We start from the raw sequence: 16605 nt of genomic DNA, 5'->3' as shown, positions 1-16605 counted from the left end.
GCAAATCAGCGCGGGGCAGCGGCGCGTCGCAAACGGTCGTTGATGGCGCGACCAAGGCCGTAATCGGGGATTGACGCAACCGCAATCGGTTGGCCTGTGGCATCGAGCTTGTGCAGATGGTCAAACAGATTTGCCGCCGCTTCCACCAAATCCGCAGTCGCGGACAGGTTCAGGTCACATTCCATTGCGCCAAAGCCCAGCAACAGCTCACCCGCCTGCGCGGCAGTGGCGTTCAGACGCACCATCGCTTGTGGCGCGTAGTGCGAGGCCAATTGACCGGGGGCAGAGATAGCGGTGCCGTCGTCTGCGGACAGCGGCGCGCCCAAGGCCGCCTCGATCGCTTCTTGTGGCAACCCGCCAGCCCGCAGCAACACGGGCGCAGGCCCCGCAAGACCGACAATGGTACTTTCCACGCCAACGCTACAGGGGCCATCATCCAGCACCGCTGCAATCTTACCGCCGAGCCCTGCCAGCACATGCGCCGCCGTGGTCGGGCTGATGCGGCCCGATGGATTGGCCGAAGGGGCCGCAACCGGACCGCCAAACCGCGCCAGCACGCGCTGTGCCGCAGGATGGGCGGGGATGCGGATCGCGACAGTATCAAGCCCTGCGGTGACCAGTGACGACAGGCCGTGCCCCTGCGCCAGTGGCAGCACCAACGTCAACGGGCCGGGCCAGAAGGCGCTGGCCAGTACCTCGGCGGTGTCGGACCACTGCACGTAGCGTCGCGCGTCTTCGGCAGAGGCCAGATGAATGATCAGCGGGTTAAAGCTGGGGCGGCCCTTGGCGGCATAGATCTGCGCCACAGCGGTGCCATTGCGGGCATCGGCGCCCAGACCATATACCGTTTCGGTCGGGATCGCGACCAATGCACCCGCCTGCAAAAGCGCGGCGGCTGTCGCGATACCTGCATCTGTCGGGGTCAGAACTTGGGTCTCTTGCATCATTGCTGCCTTGTGACGCCGCGTTTCGGCTTGCGGGGGCGGGCCAGCCGTTTCATGCTGAAGCCTGCGCCGCATAGCCCTTAGCAGGGCGATGGCGGGCTTGCCAAGGACAAGCATTTCAGGAGTTTCCCAATGCCTTACCGCGCCGCCGTGGATGATTTTACTTTTCTGTTCGACCACATGGTCGATTTTGCCGCCCTGCGCGACACCGAATTGTTTGCCGAAGCCACAGATGATGTGACGCGGGCCATTCTGACCGAAGCAGGCAAGCTCTGCGATGAAAAGCTCGCCCCGTTGCAACGGAATGGTGATTTGCACCCTGCCAAGCTCGAAAACGGTGTTGTGCGCACCTCGCCGGGCTATGCCGAGGGATTTCAGGCCATCGCCGAGGGCGGCTGGATTGGCATGTCAGCGGACCCTGAATATGGTGGCATGGGCCTGCCGATGACCCTGACCAGTGCAGTGAACGAGATGATGTCGGGCGCCTGCCTGTCCTTGCAGCTTGCCCCGCTGATGAGCCAAGGCCAGATCGAGGCGCTGGAGCATCACGCCAGCGATGCGATCAAGGATTTGTACCTGCCCAAGCTGATCTCGGGCGAGTGGACCGGCACGATGAACCTCACTGAGCCGCAGGCCGGATCGGATGTAGGGGCGCTGGCCTCCAAGGCGACCCATAACGGCGATGGCACCTATAACATCTCGGGGCAGAAGATTTACATCTCTTGGGGCGATAATGACTTTGCGGGCAATATCTGCCACCTCGTGCTGGCACGTCTGCCCGATGCGCCTGCGGGAACCAAAGGCATCAGCCTGTTTCTCGTGCCGAAGTTCATTCCCGATGAAAACGGCGAACCGGGCAAGCGTAACAGCCTGAACGTGGTCAGCCTTGAGCATAAGATGGGCCTGCACGGATCGCCCACCGCCGTGATGCAGTATGACAACGCGATTGGCTGGCTGGTTGGTCCCGAACAGGGCGGCATGGCGGCAATGTTCACGATGATGAATAACGCGCGGCTTGGCGTTGGCGGGCAGGGGGTTGGCGCGGCCGAGGGCGCGTATCAACTCGCGCTCGGCTACGCGATGGAGCGTAAGCAGGGCCGCGCCGGAGAGAGTGGCACTGGCACCATCGTTGATCACGCCGATGTGCGCCGGATGCTGGCCGGGATGAAGGCCGATATCTTTGCGGCCCGTGCCATTGCGCTGTCCTGTGCGTTTGCCACGGATATGGCCCGCGCCACCGGCGAGAAAAGCTGGTCCACCCGCGCCGCACTGCTGACCCCGATTGCCAAGGCATTCGGCACCGACACCGGCATTGCCGTGTCTGAGACCGGCGTGCAGGTGCATGGCGGTATGGGGTTCATCGAGGAAACCGGTGCGGCCCAGTTCACCCGCGATGTGCGCGTGACAGCGATCTACGAAGGCACCAACGGCATTCAGGCGATGGACCTTGTCGGGCGCAAGATGATGGATGGTGGCGAGGCCGCGATGCGCCTGCTCGACGAAATTGAAACCGATGCAGAAGCTGCCCGCGCGACCTTCCCCAATATGGCCGATGCGGTCTGGCAGGCGACCGAGACGTTGCGCGAAGCCACCGAATGGATGACCCACCAGACTGATATGAACGCACGCTTTGCCGGTGCGGTGCCGTTCCTGCGTGGCTTTGCCCGCGTGTTGGGCGCACATCTGCACCTCAAGGCGGCGATGGCGGATCGGGGCGGCGCGCGCGAGCGGTTGGCCCGGTTCTATATCCTTCGGCTTTTGCCCGAACATGCGGGGCTGTTGACCCATGCGCAGGCGGGCGATACGGATTTGTTTGCCCTGAGTGCCGAGGATTTAGCTGCCTGATGACCGATACCGTGAAAGACGCACCGCCTAAGAACGTGGCCCCCGAAGGGCTACGTTACCCGTGGGAAACCCCGCCCGAGCATGGCTCCGGTGCGATCGAAGTTGCCCCCGGCGTGCTTTGGCTGCGCTTTCCTCTGCCGATGAAGCTGGACCACGTGAACGTCTATGCGCTGGATGACGGCGACGGCTGGACAATCATCGACACCGGCTTTGCCTCCAAGAAAACCAAGGCGATCTGGGCCGAGGCGATGGCCGGGCCGCTGGGCGGGCGTCCGGTCAAACGCGTTGTTGTTACCCACCATCACCCCGATCACATCGGGCTGGCAGGCTGGTTCCAGACTGAACACGGCGCCGAACTGGTCACCACCCGCACGGCTTGGCTGACCGCGCGGATGCTGACGCTGGACCAACAGGAAGTCGCCCCCGCCGAGACGCTGAGCTTTTATCGTCAGTCCGGCATGGACACCTATACATTTGAAAAGCGCCGCCGTGACAGGCCGTTCAACTTTTCCGATGTCGTGGCCCCGCTGCCGCTTGGCTATGGCCGGATTCGACAGGGTGACCCAATCACCATGGGTGGCCGCGTCTGGGATATCCACATCGGCAACGGCCACGCGCCGGAGCATGCGACGTTCTGGAGCCGTGACGACAATCTGGTAATCGCCGGCGATCAAATCCTGCCCTCGATCAGCCCCAACGTCGGTGTCTATCCGACCGAGCCGATGGCTGATCCGATTGGCGAGTGGCTGGAAGCCTGTGAGCGGTTGGCCCCACTGGCGCGACCCGATCATCTGGTACTGGGCGGCCATAAGGTGCCGTTCACCGGGTTGCCCAAGCGGATGGAGCAATTGATCAACAACCACCACGGCGCTCTGCGGCGGTTGTTGGACTATATCGAATCCCCCAAATCGGCAGGTGAATGTTTCCCGCCTCTGTTCAAACGTAGCATCGGCGAGGGCGAATATGGTCTGGCACTGGTTGAAGCGGTCGCCCACCTGAGCCATCTATATCAGACGGGTCTGGCAACGCGCACCTTGCGGGAAAGCGACGGGGCGCTTGTGTATCAACGCAAGGGGTAAGCGATATGGACGAGGCAATCAGAACAGCAGCTGAAGCCTATGAGGCCGATGCCCTGCCGCGCGTCTATGAGGTCCACCGCAACCCCAAGCACAAAAAGACCAGCGCCCAAAATGTGCCGCACAGCATGACGGACACGCCTGCGGCGCAGAAATCACCGGCGCAATGGGCCTATGAGCGGGTGGTGCTGTACCTCAAGAATTTTGAGGAACAACTTGATGCCGACCACGAGGCCGCCATCGGCTTTACCGGTGCAGAGGCGGGCGTGCTGCGCATCGAAGGCATGGGCTATTTCGATCCTGATATCGTAACCTTCTATGGCTCGGACCCTTCAGGCGTGCGGGTGCAGTTGATCCAGCATGTCAGCCAGCTTAACGTGCTGCTGCGCGCCTTGCCAAAGCAGGAGCCTGACGCCGCCCCAAACCGCATCGGCTTCCGTCTGGTCGAGGATCTGGAGCAGGCCGCCGACACTGCGACATCGTGACATTTCACCAACAGGGCTTTGACGCCGTGACAGGGCTGTGCCAATAGGATACTCAGCCGCAACCGCAAACCAACGAGGGCACCACTATGGCCGAACATGAACATGGCAGCATGAACTACGACGTGCAGCGAAAGACTTTTGACGGTTTCATGTCATTTGTGACCAAAACATCAATCGCAATCATCGTGTTGCTGGTGTTGATGGCGATTTTCATCAGCTGATCGAGCTGTTCTTGGACCAGCGACTGTGTTTTCCGGAGTATTGCGTGTGATCCGTTTCGTCACGAGTTTGGCAGTCGTCGGGCTGCTTGCGGCCTGTGCGCCCAATGCCGGCGATGATGCCTCGGTCGAGCGGGTGGCTGCAGCGGCCTATCAGGCCCCCGGTCCGAACACGCTCACCATCTTTACCATGGTGAACAACCGCACAGGTGCGGGAGGGCATACCTCGCTGATGGTTAACGGTTCGCAACGGGTAATCTTTGACCCCGCCGGGTCGTTCCGCGACCCGCGCATGGCCGAGCGTGCCGATGTGCTTTACGGCGTCACGCCCGGCTGGTTGCAGGCCTATAAGTCTGCCCATGCCCGTGCCTCGTTTCATGTGGTCAGTCAGGAAATTGTCGTGACCCAAGCGCAGGCCGAACGCGCCATGCAACTGGTCCGTGCCAATGGCCCTGTTGCGGGTGCTTTCTGCGCCAACTCGACCACCAATCTGCTGCGCCAAGTGCCGGGCTTTGAGGGTATCAAGACCACCTTCTACCCGGTCAAATTCATGGAACAGCTTGAAGCAATGCCCGGTGTCACCACCACGCGATACTACGAGAATGACGAAGGCGATGTGATCGACGCCCTGCGCGCGGCACAACTTGCCAAAACGCTGTAATCGCGCTCAGAGCAGGTACAGCAGACCGTAAAGTGTGACACCGCCGCCAAGGATCGCGGCGATCACATTCTTGGTCACCAACCCGATCCCTAACGTTGCCGCTGCTGCTGCCAGACGCGCGATATCGGTCTCGCCGCCGGTCGCGGCAGGCCAGAGCACTTGCGGCGCTACCAGCGCGGGCAAAATCGCTACTGCCGTATAGCGCAGATGCCGCAGCAGCCATGGCGGCATGGCGCGGTTACCCACCAATCCGGTGAACACAAACCGCAAGAAAAAGCTGCCTAGCCCCAGCCCGATGATCACGATCCACAGGAATGATTTGTCAATCATGGCGCGGTTCCTTTTTTACGCTCAAGCCAAAGCTCGGCCTGTGCACCGGCCATCATGCCAGCCAGCCCCGCCACGATCAGCCCGAGCGAGTAAGGCACCTGCGTCACCAGCAGGCTGACGACCACCGCAACAAAGGCCGCAACCACATGGGCCAACGTACGAAACATCGGCGCGATCATCGCCAGAAAGGTGATCGGAATCGCAAAATCGAGCGCCCAGCTTTCGGGCACCTGCGCGCCCAGAACCGCGCCGATCAGCGTGAAGAGATACCAAAACGGCACAATCGGCGTCACCGTGCCAAAGAAATACGCCATACGCTGCGGCACAGTCATTTCCGGTGCACGCTCATATTGGGCAATCGACACGACATAGGATTGGTCCACTGTCAGATAGGCCGCCAGCGCCCGCTGCCACAGAGGTGCGGCCCCGATGTAGGGGGTAAGCGAGGCTGAATACATCGCCATCCGCAGATTGACCGCCAGCGCCGAGATTAAAACGATGAGGGTAGGGGCTTCCTCTTGCATCAGTTGCAGCGCAGTGAACTGCGCGGCGCCTGCGATCACCACAACCGAAAAAGCAAGCGATTCAAATACGTTCAACCCGGCTTCGGTGGCCAGCAGCCCGAAGAGCGACGCAAAGGGGATAATCACGAGGATAAACGGCGCGCCGTCGGCTACGCCTTTCAAATAGGCGGATTTCACTGTGGTGATGACCATGGGTTTTCCCTAGATTGCACAGGCAGACTTAGCGTCATCGCGAGGAGGATACAATTGGCCCGAGACACCGATCTCACCGACTATTTGATCGCGCCCGATCCGGCGGCGGTGCGGCTGACCCGCGCAGTGCGCGGCGTCGACCACAACGGCGAACAGACCGAGCTGAACGTCGTCGAAGAGCGCCCGTTGACGATATTCCTCAACCGTCAGGAAATCGTGACAGCGATGACCATCGGGGACTATCCGCAGTATCTGGCCCTCGGGTTTTTGCGCAACCAGGGCATGTTGCGCCCTGACGAAGATATAACCGGTGTGGACTACGACGAGGAGCTTGAAACCGTCGTTGTGCGCACCGCACGGGCGACTGATTACGAAGACAAGATGCAGCGCAAAACCCGCACCAGCGGTTGCGCCGTCGGCACCGTTTTCGGCGATATGATGGAGGGGCTGGAGGGCGTGAGCCTGCCTGCCACCCCTATGCGGACCTCATGGCTTTATGCCTTGGCTGCCAAGATCAACCGCACGCCGAGCCTCTATCTTGAAGCAGGCGCGATCCACGGCACAGTGCTGTGCCAGCAGGACCGTCCGCTTGTCTATATGGAGGACGTCGGCCGCCATAACGCTGTCGATAAAATCGCAGGCTGGATGCTGTCAGAACGGGTCGAAGCGGGCGATAAGATGCTCTACACAACGGGGCGGCTGACCTCCGAGATGGTGATCAAAACCGCGATGATGGGCATTCCGGTGCTGGCCTCGCGCTCCGGGTTTACCGCATGGGGGGTCGAGATCGCCCAACAGGTCGGCTTGACCCTGATCGGGCGGATGCGCGGGCAACGCTTTGTCTGCCTGAGCGGGGAGGAGCGGCTGATCCGCGACGCCGATCCCGCCAGCGTCGCCGAGGAGCCGCGTAAATCGGGTCGCAAAGGGGCCGAGGCATGAGCCGAATATCCGACCGTATCAAGACCGCGCAGGGGGCCGCATGAAACAACCATTGGGCGTGATCCTTGCCGGCGGGCAAGCCACCCGCATGGGCGGCGGCGACAAGGGGTTGCTGCCCTTGAAAGGCGGCACGTTGCTTTCCTCGGTCATCGCACGGCTTGCGCCGCAGGTTGCTACTGTTGCGCTGAACGCAAATGGCGATCCAGTACGCTTTGCGCATCTGGATCTACCGGTTTTGCCTGATAGCATCGAAGGCTTTGTCGGGCCCTTGGCCGGTGTGCTCGCGGGCCTCGACTGGGCCGCCGCGCAGGGGGCTGATACCATCGTGACCGCCGCCGCCGACACGCCGTTTTTTCCCTGTGATCTGGTGCCGCAACTCCTGCTGGCCAGCGAAGGCATGGACCATCCGCTGGCCTTGGCCGCGACCCCCGACGCCGAGCGCGGCAAGGCACGGCACCCGACTTTCGGTATCTGGCCCGTTGCGCTTCGCGATGATCTGCGTGCAGCACTGGCGGGCGGGCTGCGCAAGGTTGTGCTATGGACCGACCAGCACGGCGGGCGCACAGCGATGTTCCCCGACGAGGCGGCGTTTTTCAACGTTAACACCCCCGAAGATTTGGCCCGTGCGGAGGCAATGCAATGAGGCTTTATGGCGTTGTCGGCTGGAAGAATGCGGGCAAAACCGGCCTGATGGAACGCTTGGTTACCGAGATTACGGGCCGTGGTTTCACGGTCTCGACGGTTAAGCATGCGCATCACAGCTTTGACGTGGATCACCCCGGTAAAGACAGCTTTCGCCACCGAAATGCAGGCGCGTCCGAGGTACTGCTCGCCTCGCGCAACCGCATTGCCTTGATGCAGGAGTTGCGCGGCGCGGAAGAGCCACCGCTCTCTGCGCTATTGGGGCGGCTCAGCCCTGTCGATCTGGTGCTCATCGAAGGCTACAAGCGCGATGCCCATCCCAAGGTCGAGGCGCACCGTGCGGTCACCGGCAACCCGCTAATTGCGCCCGATGATCCGACCATCCGCGCGGTGGCCAGTGCGACGCCGTTGACGCTGGACCGTCCGGTTTTTGACCTTGATGACACGGTTGCGATTGCCGACTTCATCTTGGCCGAGGTTGGGTTGTGAGCGGATTTGACACCTTTGTTGTGGTCGATTGGTCGGCCCGCGCCAGCCCCTCGCCACGCAAACCAAGCAAGGACGCAATCTGGATCGGGGTTGCGCGCGGCGGCGCTGTAACCTGCCACTATCACCGCACCCGCACCGCCGCGATGGCCGCTTTGGAAGCTCTGTTTGACGCGGAACTGGCAGCAGGTCGGCGGGTCGTGGCGGGGTTTGATTTTCCCTTCGCCTATCCCGCCGGATTTGCCCGCGCTGTGACCGGTACCGATGATCCATTGGCGCTTTGGCCGGTTTTGGCCGAGATGGTCGAGGACGATGCCGAGAATGCGAACAACCGGTTCGAGGTTGCACGTCACCTCAACGGACTATTCGGCGGTATCGGCCCGTTCTGGGGCTGCCCCGAAACGGTCAGCGATGCAGTTTTACCTGCTAAAGGCACCCTGCGCCACGGTCACGGGCTACCCGAACACCGCGGCGTCGAAAAACAGCCCGGCCTTGGTCGCGCGCAGCCGTGTTGGAAGCTCTACACATCCGGATCGGTCGGTTCGCAGGCGCTGCTGGGTTTGCCGCGTTTGCAGGCCCTGCGGGAGCGCTATGGCGATCAACTGGCCGTGGCACCCTTTGAAGCATCGGGCAAGCCGCTGGTTCTGGTCGAACTTTTCCCCTCGCTCATCGCCGATCTGATCGCGAAGCTTGCCGAGCCGGAGGAAATCAACGACCGCGCTCAGGTGCGGATACTCGCGGGTGCCTTGGCACAACTTGCCCCGCCAGTGCTGCAAGCGATGCTTGAAAAAGGTGATCCGGTTGAAGGCTGGATCTTAGGCGTCGGTGATGAACAGGCGCTGCGCGATGCCGCCCTTGGGCGGACAGTTCCCCCGCCGTTGCGCAATGACTGTTTTGCCCTGCCGGCAGGTGTGCATTGGACGCCGGTGCAGGAGGCCTTGGCGCTGCTGCGGGACAGTCTGATCTGCGTCGTTGCCACGCAATCCCTGCCGCTGGATCAAGCACTTGGATGCATTGCCGCAGATGACGTCATGGCCAAACGGGCAAACCCGCCACTGCCCAACACGGCAGTTGACGGCTATGGATTTGCGGGCGTGCGCGGGACGGGCGTGCATGAAATGCCGTTGGTCGCTGCCCGCGCCGCCGCGGGCGATGCCCCCGGCGTGGTGCCTGCGGGTCATGCCATTCGGGTGCTGACCGGTGCCGCGCTGCCGCAAGGTGTCGATACGGTGATCCTACAAGAAGACGTGGTCGTCGAGGCGGGCGCAATCCGCTTTTCGGGTCCGGTAAAGGCAGGTGCCAACACCCGCCGCGCGGGCGAAGATGTGGCTGCGGGCGATCAGGTTCTGGCCAAAGGGCGGCGGATCACCGCGCCCGATCTTGCGTTGCTGGCGGCCACTGGCTCGGCAAAAGTCTCGGTGCATATGCCGCTTAAGGTCGGGATTTTATCGACGGGCAACGAGCTTGTTGAGGCCGGGCAGACCGCAAAAGATGGACAGATTTATGATGCCAACCGCCCGATGTTGCAGGGGCTGATCCGGCAGTTCGGCCATACCCCCGTTGACCTTGGCCGTGCGCCCGATGACCGCGCTGCCCTGCGCGGATTTCTCGACACAGGGGCCGCGCAAGTTGACGCAATCATTACCAGCGGCGGCGCCTCTGCGGGCGATGAGGATCACATGTCGGCATTGCTCAGCGAAGCGGGCGCGATGACATTGTGGCGCATTGCGATCAAGCCGGGCAGGCCGCTAGCTTTGGGAATGTGGCAGGGCGTGCCGGTCTTCGGCCTGCCGGGCAATCCGGTGGCCGCGCTGGTCTGTACGCTGGTGTTTGCGCGCCCCGCGTTGGCGCAGCTTGCGGGCGCGCAGTGGCCGGAGTCGCAGGGTTTTGATGTGCCAGCCGGATTCTCGAAGAACAAAAAACCGGGCCGGAGGGAGTATCTGCGCGCGCGGATCAGGGCGGGGCAGGTCGAGGTTTTCGCCTCCGAAGGGTCGGGTCGGATCAGCGGGCTCAGCTGGGCGGAAGGCTTGGTCGAGTTGCCGGAGGAGGCCACTGTGATCGCGCCCGGTGATCTGGTGCGGTACATCCCCTACGGCAGCTTCGGTATCGCCAGCGGCTAACGCTTCAAGGCAGGTTTGGCGCCAAATCGCGCAGGTTGCATGGCACAGCCCCTCCATCAAGCAGGGTTTTGACCAACGCCTCGCTGAATGCCCAGATTGCAGCATCATGCACCAGATGATGGGTCAAAAGCCCCAGTGGTTCGGTCGCGTCAATGCGCCCTGCACGGCGATCCTTCAATTGCGTCACTAGCGCGGTAATCTGGGCGTCTGGATCGACCAAACCGCCGCCGCCTTTCCAAAAAATCGGGTCGAGATGGGTGTTGATCTGGACAAGGTCGGGCGCGGCCATCCGGCTGCTTCTGGGCGTGTAGGTCGAAACCGCGATGTATCCTTGCGGGGCCAGATCTGCGGTAACGCTGGGATGAATGCGGTTCCACGGCGGCACGAACATCGCCAGCAGGCTTGGGCCAAACAGGCTTTTTAGGTGCGTAAGCGCCGAGCGGGCTTCAAGTTCTGCATCCTCGCGCAGATGGCCAAACTCGGCCTTCTTTTCACCCTCGGGCGCGTTGTTTTTATGGGCCCAGCCATGGACCACAGGCACCACATGGGGGTTTTCGGTACAGACCCTCGACAATCCTTGGGTCGCGCCTTGCGGAATCACCGCAAGATGAACAGGCAGGGCCGTCCGCTCGGCGAGCGCCAAAAGCTGTTGGAGCGCGGCGGTGTCCTCGGTCGCGTCATCATCGCGCCACCAGATCGGCAGGGGGCAGTTTTCACTGCGCCATTGGGACAACTCGGCAGTGAGAGGGGTAAAGTCAAATCTCATGGGCGGGCCAAGCTGAGTTCAGTCACAACCGCGACGGTCCTTGCTGCACCGTCAAAACCGTCGCGCAGCGCGGCGCGCCTAGGCGCTCGCCGGATATCACGCAGGGCGGCAATCAGGCTTTGAGTCCCCAGATCGGCATTGCGCAGCACGGTGATCCCGTAGAGCTTTGCCAGAGCATCGGCGCGTAGGCCTTGCTCAACCTCCTGCCCGGCATCAAAGGGGACCAGCACGGCGGGGCATCCGGTTTGCAAGAGATCCAGCGCCGTGTTGTAACCGCACATCGAGACCGACGCGGCAGCGTTGTGCAGCATCTGCCGGAAATCGGGCCGTGCAGGTTCAACGGTGGCATTTGCGGGGGCATCTTTGCTGAGTGCGGCTGACCGCGCAGCGGCGTCCGACCCACCGATCAGAATGCGCCAAGGTTGCTCGGGCATAGCGCGGGCTGCGGCGAGGGCGCTGACAAAGAGATTCTCCCCGACGTTGCCGCCGCCCGCACTCACGATCACTTCGCCCGTGCCTATCGCCTGAGGATGCGGCACCGGCGCGGGTGGGGCGACAAATCCGGTATAGCGCAGCTTGTCCGCCAGCATTGGTGAAACTGGCCAGCTAAGTTCGAGCGGGGTTACGTCGCAGTCGGCATGGACCAACACCATATCATAGAATTGATCCACAAGCCGGTCGGCCAAGGCCGCTTTGGCAGGCTTTGACGGAGGCGCAAGGATATCGCGGATCGAGGCGGCGATGATCGGGCGGCGCGGCAGGGCTTGGGCTGCTTCCAGCAAAGCAGTGAACTCGGCTTGCAAGATGCGGCGACCAAAGGGGAACAGCTCCGTGATCACCACATCGGGCTGCGTACTGTGCAAGGCCTCTAGCAAAGCGGTTTGGCGCGCGGCCGTCACTGTGGCATCAGCGACGCGACCTTCGGCGTCCAGCAAGGTGGTAAAATCAACACCGTCAGAGCGCAGGGGGGGCAATTGCCACAGCGCGATATCTCCGCTGTCGAGTTGGGGTACCGGCATCCCACCCGAGACGACGATAACGCTGTGCCCGCTGCCTTTGAAGGCCCGCGCGAGGGTTAGCGCCCGTGCCAGATGACCCGAGCCAAGCAGATGCGTGACTGCAATCAGAACCTTCATATCAGATGCTCCGTCAGGGGCTCACCGATGCCGCTGCTGTGCCATCCTGTGGCGTCAACACGAAGCACATAGAGCCGGTTGCGCTTGATCCGGAACGGCGCAGGGCCGTCAAAATTCCAGCCCATTGCATGGGCCAAAAGCACCCGCATCACGCCGATATGGCAGATCGCCACGCTGTCTTCGGTCAGGCCTTCCGCCCAAGGCACCAAGCGGGCGCGCAGATCGGCGGGGCATTCGCCTTGAGGGGGGGTGAAACCCCAACCCCAGTCTTCAATATCACGAAAGCCGGAGGCGGGATCAGCCTTCAGCGCCGTGCCGTGCTGGCCTTCCCACCGGCCCCAGTTCATCTCCATCAACGCCGGAGTGATATGTGGCGCGCGGCCCGCAACCAGATGCGCCGTCTCGACGGCACGCGACAGCGGGCTGGACCACAGCGCCGCTCTGTCCCACGGCGGCGGCAGGCAAAGCGTGGCCAGTTGGCTGCGGGCTTCGGCATCCAGCGGGATATCGGTGCGGCCTTGTATCTTGTGATCGCGGTTCCAAGCCGTATGGCCGTGCCGCATGAGTGCGAGGTGGATCAGAGCGTTACCCCCACGGCAGCCAGACCTGCTTGCAAAGTGCGGGCGGCTTGCGGGCGCAGATGATGCGCCTGGATCCACGCGCGCGCAGCTGCACCGGCCTCTGCCCGTTTGGCAGGGGACGCGCGCAATCCCTGCGCCATTTCTGCAAGTCCTTGCGGACCGTCCTCCACAGATGGATAGGGCGCGGGGGCCAAGACTTCACGTACACCGGGGCGGTTTTGAGCGACAACCGGAAGGCCAGCGGCCTGCGCCTCCAGATAGACCATGCCAAAGGCTTCGTTCACACCGGGCCAGATGAGCAACGACGCCTGCGCATAAATGTCTGCCAATGTGTTGCTGTCCAATGCGCCCAAGAATTGCACCTCGCCGCGCAGGCCCGCCATCAACGCGGCCACCCGCGCGCGGGCAGGGCCATCGCCTGCGATCTGTAATGTCCAAGTGTCGGCTGGCAGCAGCGCCAGCGTCTGGGCAAGCAGGGCATAGGAGGCGAGTTTGTCACCGTCGCGCATCATACCGACACAGAGCATTGGCGCTGTCAGCGGGCTTGCTGCAGGCAAAGTGTCGCGGTCAAGGAAGGGTGGCAAATGTACTAATCGTTGTTGTGCAGGGGCATCGCGGCGCAGTGTTTCGGCGTCACGCTCGGTCACATAAAAGATCACATCCGCTGCATCGCTGGCAGCTTCGGCAGCGGCGGCGTGCGCCGCCCACTGGCCTTCAAGCCTGCTGTGGGCGCGGGTGGATTCGATTTGCAGATAGGGGATGCGCAGGGCGCGGGCGACCGCAGGGCCGAGCAGATCAGGGGCTTTGTAATAGTTGTGATAGGTGATCCAGGCGGCCCAATCCTGCTGGCGTCCTGTTCTGACCAGACGCGCGATCTCCACTTGCGCGGCGGCATGGATTTGCTGCTGTTTTTCGGCGTCGCCCGTGCCCTCGCGGCTGTTCAGGGTGCTGGCCAAATCAATCTCTGCGCCCAAGCCTGCGAGCGCGGCAATCAACGCGCGGGCGATGTTGCGGTCCCCTGATGGCACCGGATGCGCCGGAGATTTTAAAGGGGCGTAGAAGGCCAGCCGCATCAGCCTTGCCGCGTCAGCATCTGCGTTAACCGCCCCTGCAGATGCGCAATGCCGGGGGCCATGGTGAACTCGGCGTGCAGCCGCTTGTGGGCTTGGGCGGCCATCGCGGGGCCAAGGGCGGGGTCAGCGGCGAAACGGGTCATCGCCGTGGCCAGCGCATTTGGCGCATCGTCGCTGAGGATGCCATGCACGCCATTGGTGATGAATTCAGGTATCGCGGAGATGGGCGTTGTGAGCATCGGCAGGGTCTGGCTCGCAGCCTCCATCAACACATTGGGCAAACCGTCGCGGTCGCCATCGTCGGCCACGCGGGAGGGCAGTACGAATAGGTCAGCATCGCGCATCGCGGCGATCACTTCGGGCTGGTCGCAGGCGCCGCGCCATGTGATCCGGTCCGCGACGCCAAGCTCGTCCGCGCGGGCGGCAAGTGCGACGGCAAGGGTCCCACCGCCGATGTGGGTCCAGTGCCAATTCAGCTCGGCCGGCAGCAGGGCCAGTGCCTCGATCAACCTGTCAAAACCCTTTTTCTCAACCAGGCGTCCTACTGACATCATCCGAAGCGGTGCCTCGGGGGTGCGCAGTGCACGTTCTGGCGGAGCGGGAAACCGCGCCAGATCAAGCCCGTGATAGACCAGATCAACGCGGGCAGGGTCATCTGCCAAACCGCGCAGAAAGTCGGCCCCGATCGCCGTGCAGGTCGCACCAAAGGCCGCACCGTGAGTGGCAGGCGTCAGCTTTTCGCGCAACTCCCATTCCTGGGAGGTCCAAATGTCCTTGGCATGGGCAGAAAAGCTCCAGGGCTGACCGCGCAGGATCGCCGCATAGCGGGCGACAGAAGACGGCGTATGCAGAAAATGCGCGTAGATGCCCGCGACCTCGGAGCCCATTTCGGTGGCCATGACACAGGCCTGCCCCCAACGGCGGCGGCGGTTTGCAGTGTCGTCGCGGGCCAGATCTGCGGCGTAAGCGGCGGCGGCTGCGTCAAATCCGGGCAGGTCGGCGGCAGCGCCCATGGCGCGGGCCACGCGGCGCGGTTCGTCCCGCAGGTACTCTGGCAGATACCGGACGTCTGCCCGCAAGCGGTCATGCAGTGGATGGGTCTTGGTGTCGGTCGGATGGCGCAACGACCAGATGTCGAAATCCAAGCCCGCCTCCTCCAGCGCGACCAATTCCTGCGCGATGAAGGTCTCGGAGAGGCGCGGCCAGCCTTTGACCACCACGGCAAGCCTTGGTGCGCTCATTCTTTGGACTCCAGTCCCATCAAGACGCGGGCGCGGGCCACGACCACATCCAGCCCGTCGAGCAACCCGTCCGCACCGGCTTCGGAGGGTTTGCCCTGATGTGGCAAATTGCGGATCGCCTTGATCATCGCTTGCGGGGTCATGCCGTCGCGGTTTTCGTCGAGCATCCGCACGAGCCCCAATTGCTCGGCGCGGCTGGCCCTGATCCATTGCTCAAGCCGTGGCACAGTGCGCGGCACAATCAGGGCGCGTTTGTCAAACGACAGAACTTCGCAAAAAGTGTTGTATCCGCCCATGCAGACCACGCCTTCGGCTCCGGCATAAAGCGCTTCAATCCGGCTTTCAAAACCCACAGCCGTCACGCGCCCGCCCAGCTTGGCGACCCGTGCGTCAAACACATCGCGTACCTCGCCTGACAGGAACGGCCCGTAGATCAACACCGCACGAGGCGACAGGTCAGGGTCTTGCTCATAGGCGTCAAGCACCAGCGACACCATCGCCGCCCCGTCGCCACCACCGCCCGGCGTGACCAGAATATAGGGCCCCTGGGGTGCATCGGAGGCATCTGTCACCTCGCGGCGCAGATAGCCGGTGTAATGCATCCGCGACCGCACATCGTCCGACAGCGGCAGCCCCTCGGTCGGATCATAGACATCACGCGCACCGTAGACCCAGATATCATCATACAGGTTCTCGGTCGCCTGCACCGCACCCTTGCGGGCCCATTCAGCGGCGAGCACGGCAGGTTCATCCAGCACATCGCGCAGCCCCAGCACGGTGCGGGTCTTGCCACGCAACCGCAGCCATTCCAGCGTCGGCAGCAGTTCCCCGCGAAAGCCGGTCGGCTCTTTGTCGACGATCAACAGATCAGGTTCGTACTGCTCGATCGCGGTCTGGATCAGTCCGGCGCGCAACGAGGTGGTATCATCGATATCAAGCCCCAAGGTCTGGCTGACATAGCTGCCATCATAGAGCTTGGTGACGCCCGGCAGGCGGATATGGTCAACCCGTTCGGGGAAGGTAAAGCGCCCCGCGACCGGCGATCCGGTGAGAATAATGGCGCTGGCCTGATCATCGCCCCCCGTGAGCGCGGTCGCCAAGGCCCGCGAGCGGCGCAGGTGGCCCAGCCCAAAAGTATCGTGGCTGTAAAACATGATCCGCCGCGAGGCGGTGCTTGCACGGTAATGCCGTGATCCGGACTGTGCCATAAATTCTTTCCGTTCCGGATGCGGCTTTCGCCTCAGGTATGAGCCTGTGTTATCAAAGTTTGCCGCGATGGCATAGAGCAGACCGACAGGCCCGAATTTGGTGCCGCGTGCGGCGGGTATCAGGGCCAGATGGTCACC

At 62.7% G+C, this 16605-nt stretch carries 18 protein-coding genes; 9 read left to right on the top strand and 9 right to left on the bottom strand.

Features of this window, described 5'->3' with window-relative positions:
• Positions 1–5: 5 nt before the first annotated feature.
• On the bottom strand, positions 6–947 hold the full coding sequence (locus BM174_RS01675; protein WP_425442309.1) for an L-threonylcarbamoyladenylate synthase: 942 nt from the start codon (positions 945–947) through the stop codon (positions 6–8).
• A gap of 129 nt (positions 948–1076) precedes the next feature.
• Here BM174_RS01675 and BM174_RS01670 point away from each other — a divergent pair, with 129 nt between their 5' ends.
• The 5 genes from BM174_RS01670 (at position 1077) to BM174_RS01650 (ending at position 5229) form a co-directional block, all read left to right on the top strand.
• Entirely contained in the window at positions 1077–2789 is a 1713-nt protein-coding gene (locus tag BM174_RS01670; protein WP_093922075.1) for an acyl-CoA dehydrogenase family protein, read from the top strand.
• Complete coding sequence (locus tag BM174_RS01665; protein ID WP_093922074.1) at positions 2789–3868, top strand: MBL fold metallo-hydrolase; 1080 nt, start codon at positions 2789–2791, stop codon at positions 3866–3868. The genes BM174_RS01670 and BM174_RS01665 overlap by 1 nt, the downstream gene beginning before the upstream one ends.
• A 5-nt stretch (positions 3869–3873) precedes the next feature.
• Positions 3874–4350 (top strand): DUF6173 family protein, encoded by a 477-nt coding sequence (locus BM174_RS01660; RefSeq protein WP_093922073.1) that lies wholly within the window; start codon positions 3874–3876, stop codon positions 4348–4350.
• 86 nt (positions 4351–4436) lie between these two features.
• Positions 4437–4571, top strand: a complete 135-nt coding sequence (locus BM174_RS01655; RefSeq protein WP_093922072.1) for an aa3-type cytochrome c oxidase subunit IV — start codon at positions 4437–4439, stop codon at positions 4569–4571.
• A gap of 46 nt (positions 4572–4617) precedes the next feature.
• Entirely contained in the window at positions 4618–5229 is a 612-nt protein-coding gene (locus tag BM174_RS01650; protein WP_425442302.1) for a hypothetical protein, read from the top strand.
• Positions 5230–5235: 6 nt separating this feature from the next.
• Here the strand turns inward: BM174_RS01650 and BM174_RS01645 are convergent, their stop codons facing one another.
• A complete protein-coding gene (locus BM174_RS01645) occupies positions 5236–5559 on the bottom strand; it encodes an AzlD domain-containing protein (RefSeq protein ID WP_093922070.1) in 324 nt (107 codons plus the stop codon).
• Positions 5556–6275: an AzlC family ABC transporter permease gene (locus tag BM174_RS01640; protein WP_093922252.1), complete on the bottom strand. Its 720-nt coding sequence runs from the start codon at positions 6273–6275 to the stop codon at positions 5556–5558. The genes BM174_RS01645 and BM174_RS01640 overlap by 4 nt, the downstream gene beginning before the upstream one ends.
• A gap of 48 nt (positions 6276–6323) precedes the next feature.
• Here BM174_RS01640 and BM174_RS01635 point away from each other — a divergent pair, with 48 nt between their 5' ends.
• The 4 genes from BM174_RS01635 to BM174_RS01620 are packed head-to-tail and all read left to right on the top strand — an operon-like array spanning position 6324 to position 10462.
• Positions 6324–7214, top strand: coding sequence for a formate dehydrogenase accessory sulfurtransferase FdhD (locus tag BM174_RS01635; RefSeq protein ID WP_093922251.1), 891 nt, complete (start codon positions 6324–6326; stop codon positions 7212–7214).
• A gap of 40 nt (positions 7215–7254) precedes the next feature.
• Positions 7255–7857: a molybdenum cofactor guanylyltransferase MobA gene (mobA, locus tag BM174_RS01630; RefSeq protein WP_093922069.1), complete on the top strand. Its 603-nt coding sequence runs from the start codon at positions 7255–7257 to the stop codon at positions 7855–7857.
• Positions 7854–8345, top strand: a complete 492-nt coding sequence (gene mobB / locus BM174_RS01625) for a molybdopterin-guanine dinucleotide biosynthesis protein B (RefSeq protein ID WP_093922068.1) — start codon at positions 7854–7856, stop codon at positions 8343–8345. Before mobA ends, mobB begins: the two co-directional genes overlap by 4 nt.
• Positions 8342–10462 (top strand): molybdenum cofactor synthesis domain-containing protein, encoded by a 2121-nt coding sequence (locus BM174_RS01620; protein ID WP_093922067.1) that lies wholly within the window; start codon positions 8342–8344, stop codon positions 10460–10462. Before mobB ends, BM174_RS01620 begins: the two co-directional genes overlap by 4 nt.
• Before the next feature lie 4 nt (positions 10463–10466).
• Here BM174_RS01620 and BM174_RS01615 read toward each other — a convergent pair whose 3' ends face one another.
• The 6 genes from BM174_RS01615 to BM174_RS01590 are packed head-to-tail and all read right to left on the bottom strand — an operon-like array spanning position 10467 to position 16467.
• A complete protein-coding gene (locus BM174_RS01615; RefSeq protein WP_093922066.1) occupies positions 10467–11228 on the bottom strand; it encodes a polysaccharide deacetylase family protein in 762 nt (253 codons plus the stop codon).
• Complete coding sequence (locus BM174_RS01610) at positions 11225–12364, bottom strand: glycosyltransferase family protein (RefSeq protein WP_093922065.1); 1140 nt, start codon at positions 12362–12364, stop codon at positions 11225–11227. Before BM174_RS01610 ends, BM174_RS01615 begins: the two co-directional genes overlap by 4 nt.
• Positions 12361–12945 carry a histidine phosphatase family protein gene (locus BM174_RS01605; protein WP_093922250.1) on the bottom strand — a complete coding sequence of 195 codons (585 nt, stop codon included), beginning with the start codon at positions 12943–12945 and terminating at the stop codon, positions 12361–12363. Before BM174_RS01605 ends, BM174_RS01610 begins: the two co-directional genes overlap by 4 nt.
• Positions 12942–14018 (bottom strand): glycosyltransferase family 4 protein, encoded by a 1077-nt coding sequence (locus BM174_RS01600; protein ID WP_177209387.1) that lies wholly within the window; start codon positions 14016–14018, stop codon positions 12942–12944. Before BM174_RS01600 ends, BM174_RS01605 begins: the two co-directional genes overlap by 4 nt.
• Positions 14018–15259: a glycosyltransferase family 4 protein gene (locus BM174_RS01595; RefSeq protein WP_093922064.1), complete on the bottom strand. Its 1242-nt coding sequence runs from the start codon at positions 15257–15259 to the stop codon at positions 14018–14020. The genes BM174_RS01600 and BM174_RS01595 overlap by 1 nt, the downstream gene beginning before the upstream one ends.
• Positions 15256–16467 (bottom strand): glycosyltransferase family protein, encoded by a 1212-nt coding sequence (locus BM174_RS01590; RefSeq protein ID WP_093922063.1) that lies wholly within the window; start codon positions 16465–16467, stop codon positions 15256–15258. The genes BM174_RS01595 and BM174_RS01590 overlap by 4 nt, the downstream gene beginning before the upstream one ends.
• Between the last annotated feature and the right edge of the window lie 138 nt (positions 16468–16605).

The sequence above is a fragment of the Sulfitobacter brevis genome, from assembly GCF_900112755.1.
Classification (GTDB): Bacteria; Pseudomonadota; Alphaproteobacteria; order Rhodobacterales; family Rhodobacteraceae; genus Sulfitobacter; species Sulfitobacter brevis.
Note: the sequence above shows the minus strand (reverse complement) of the source record. Positions and strands in the feature narration are given on the sequence as shown.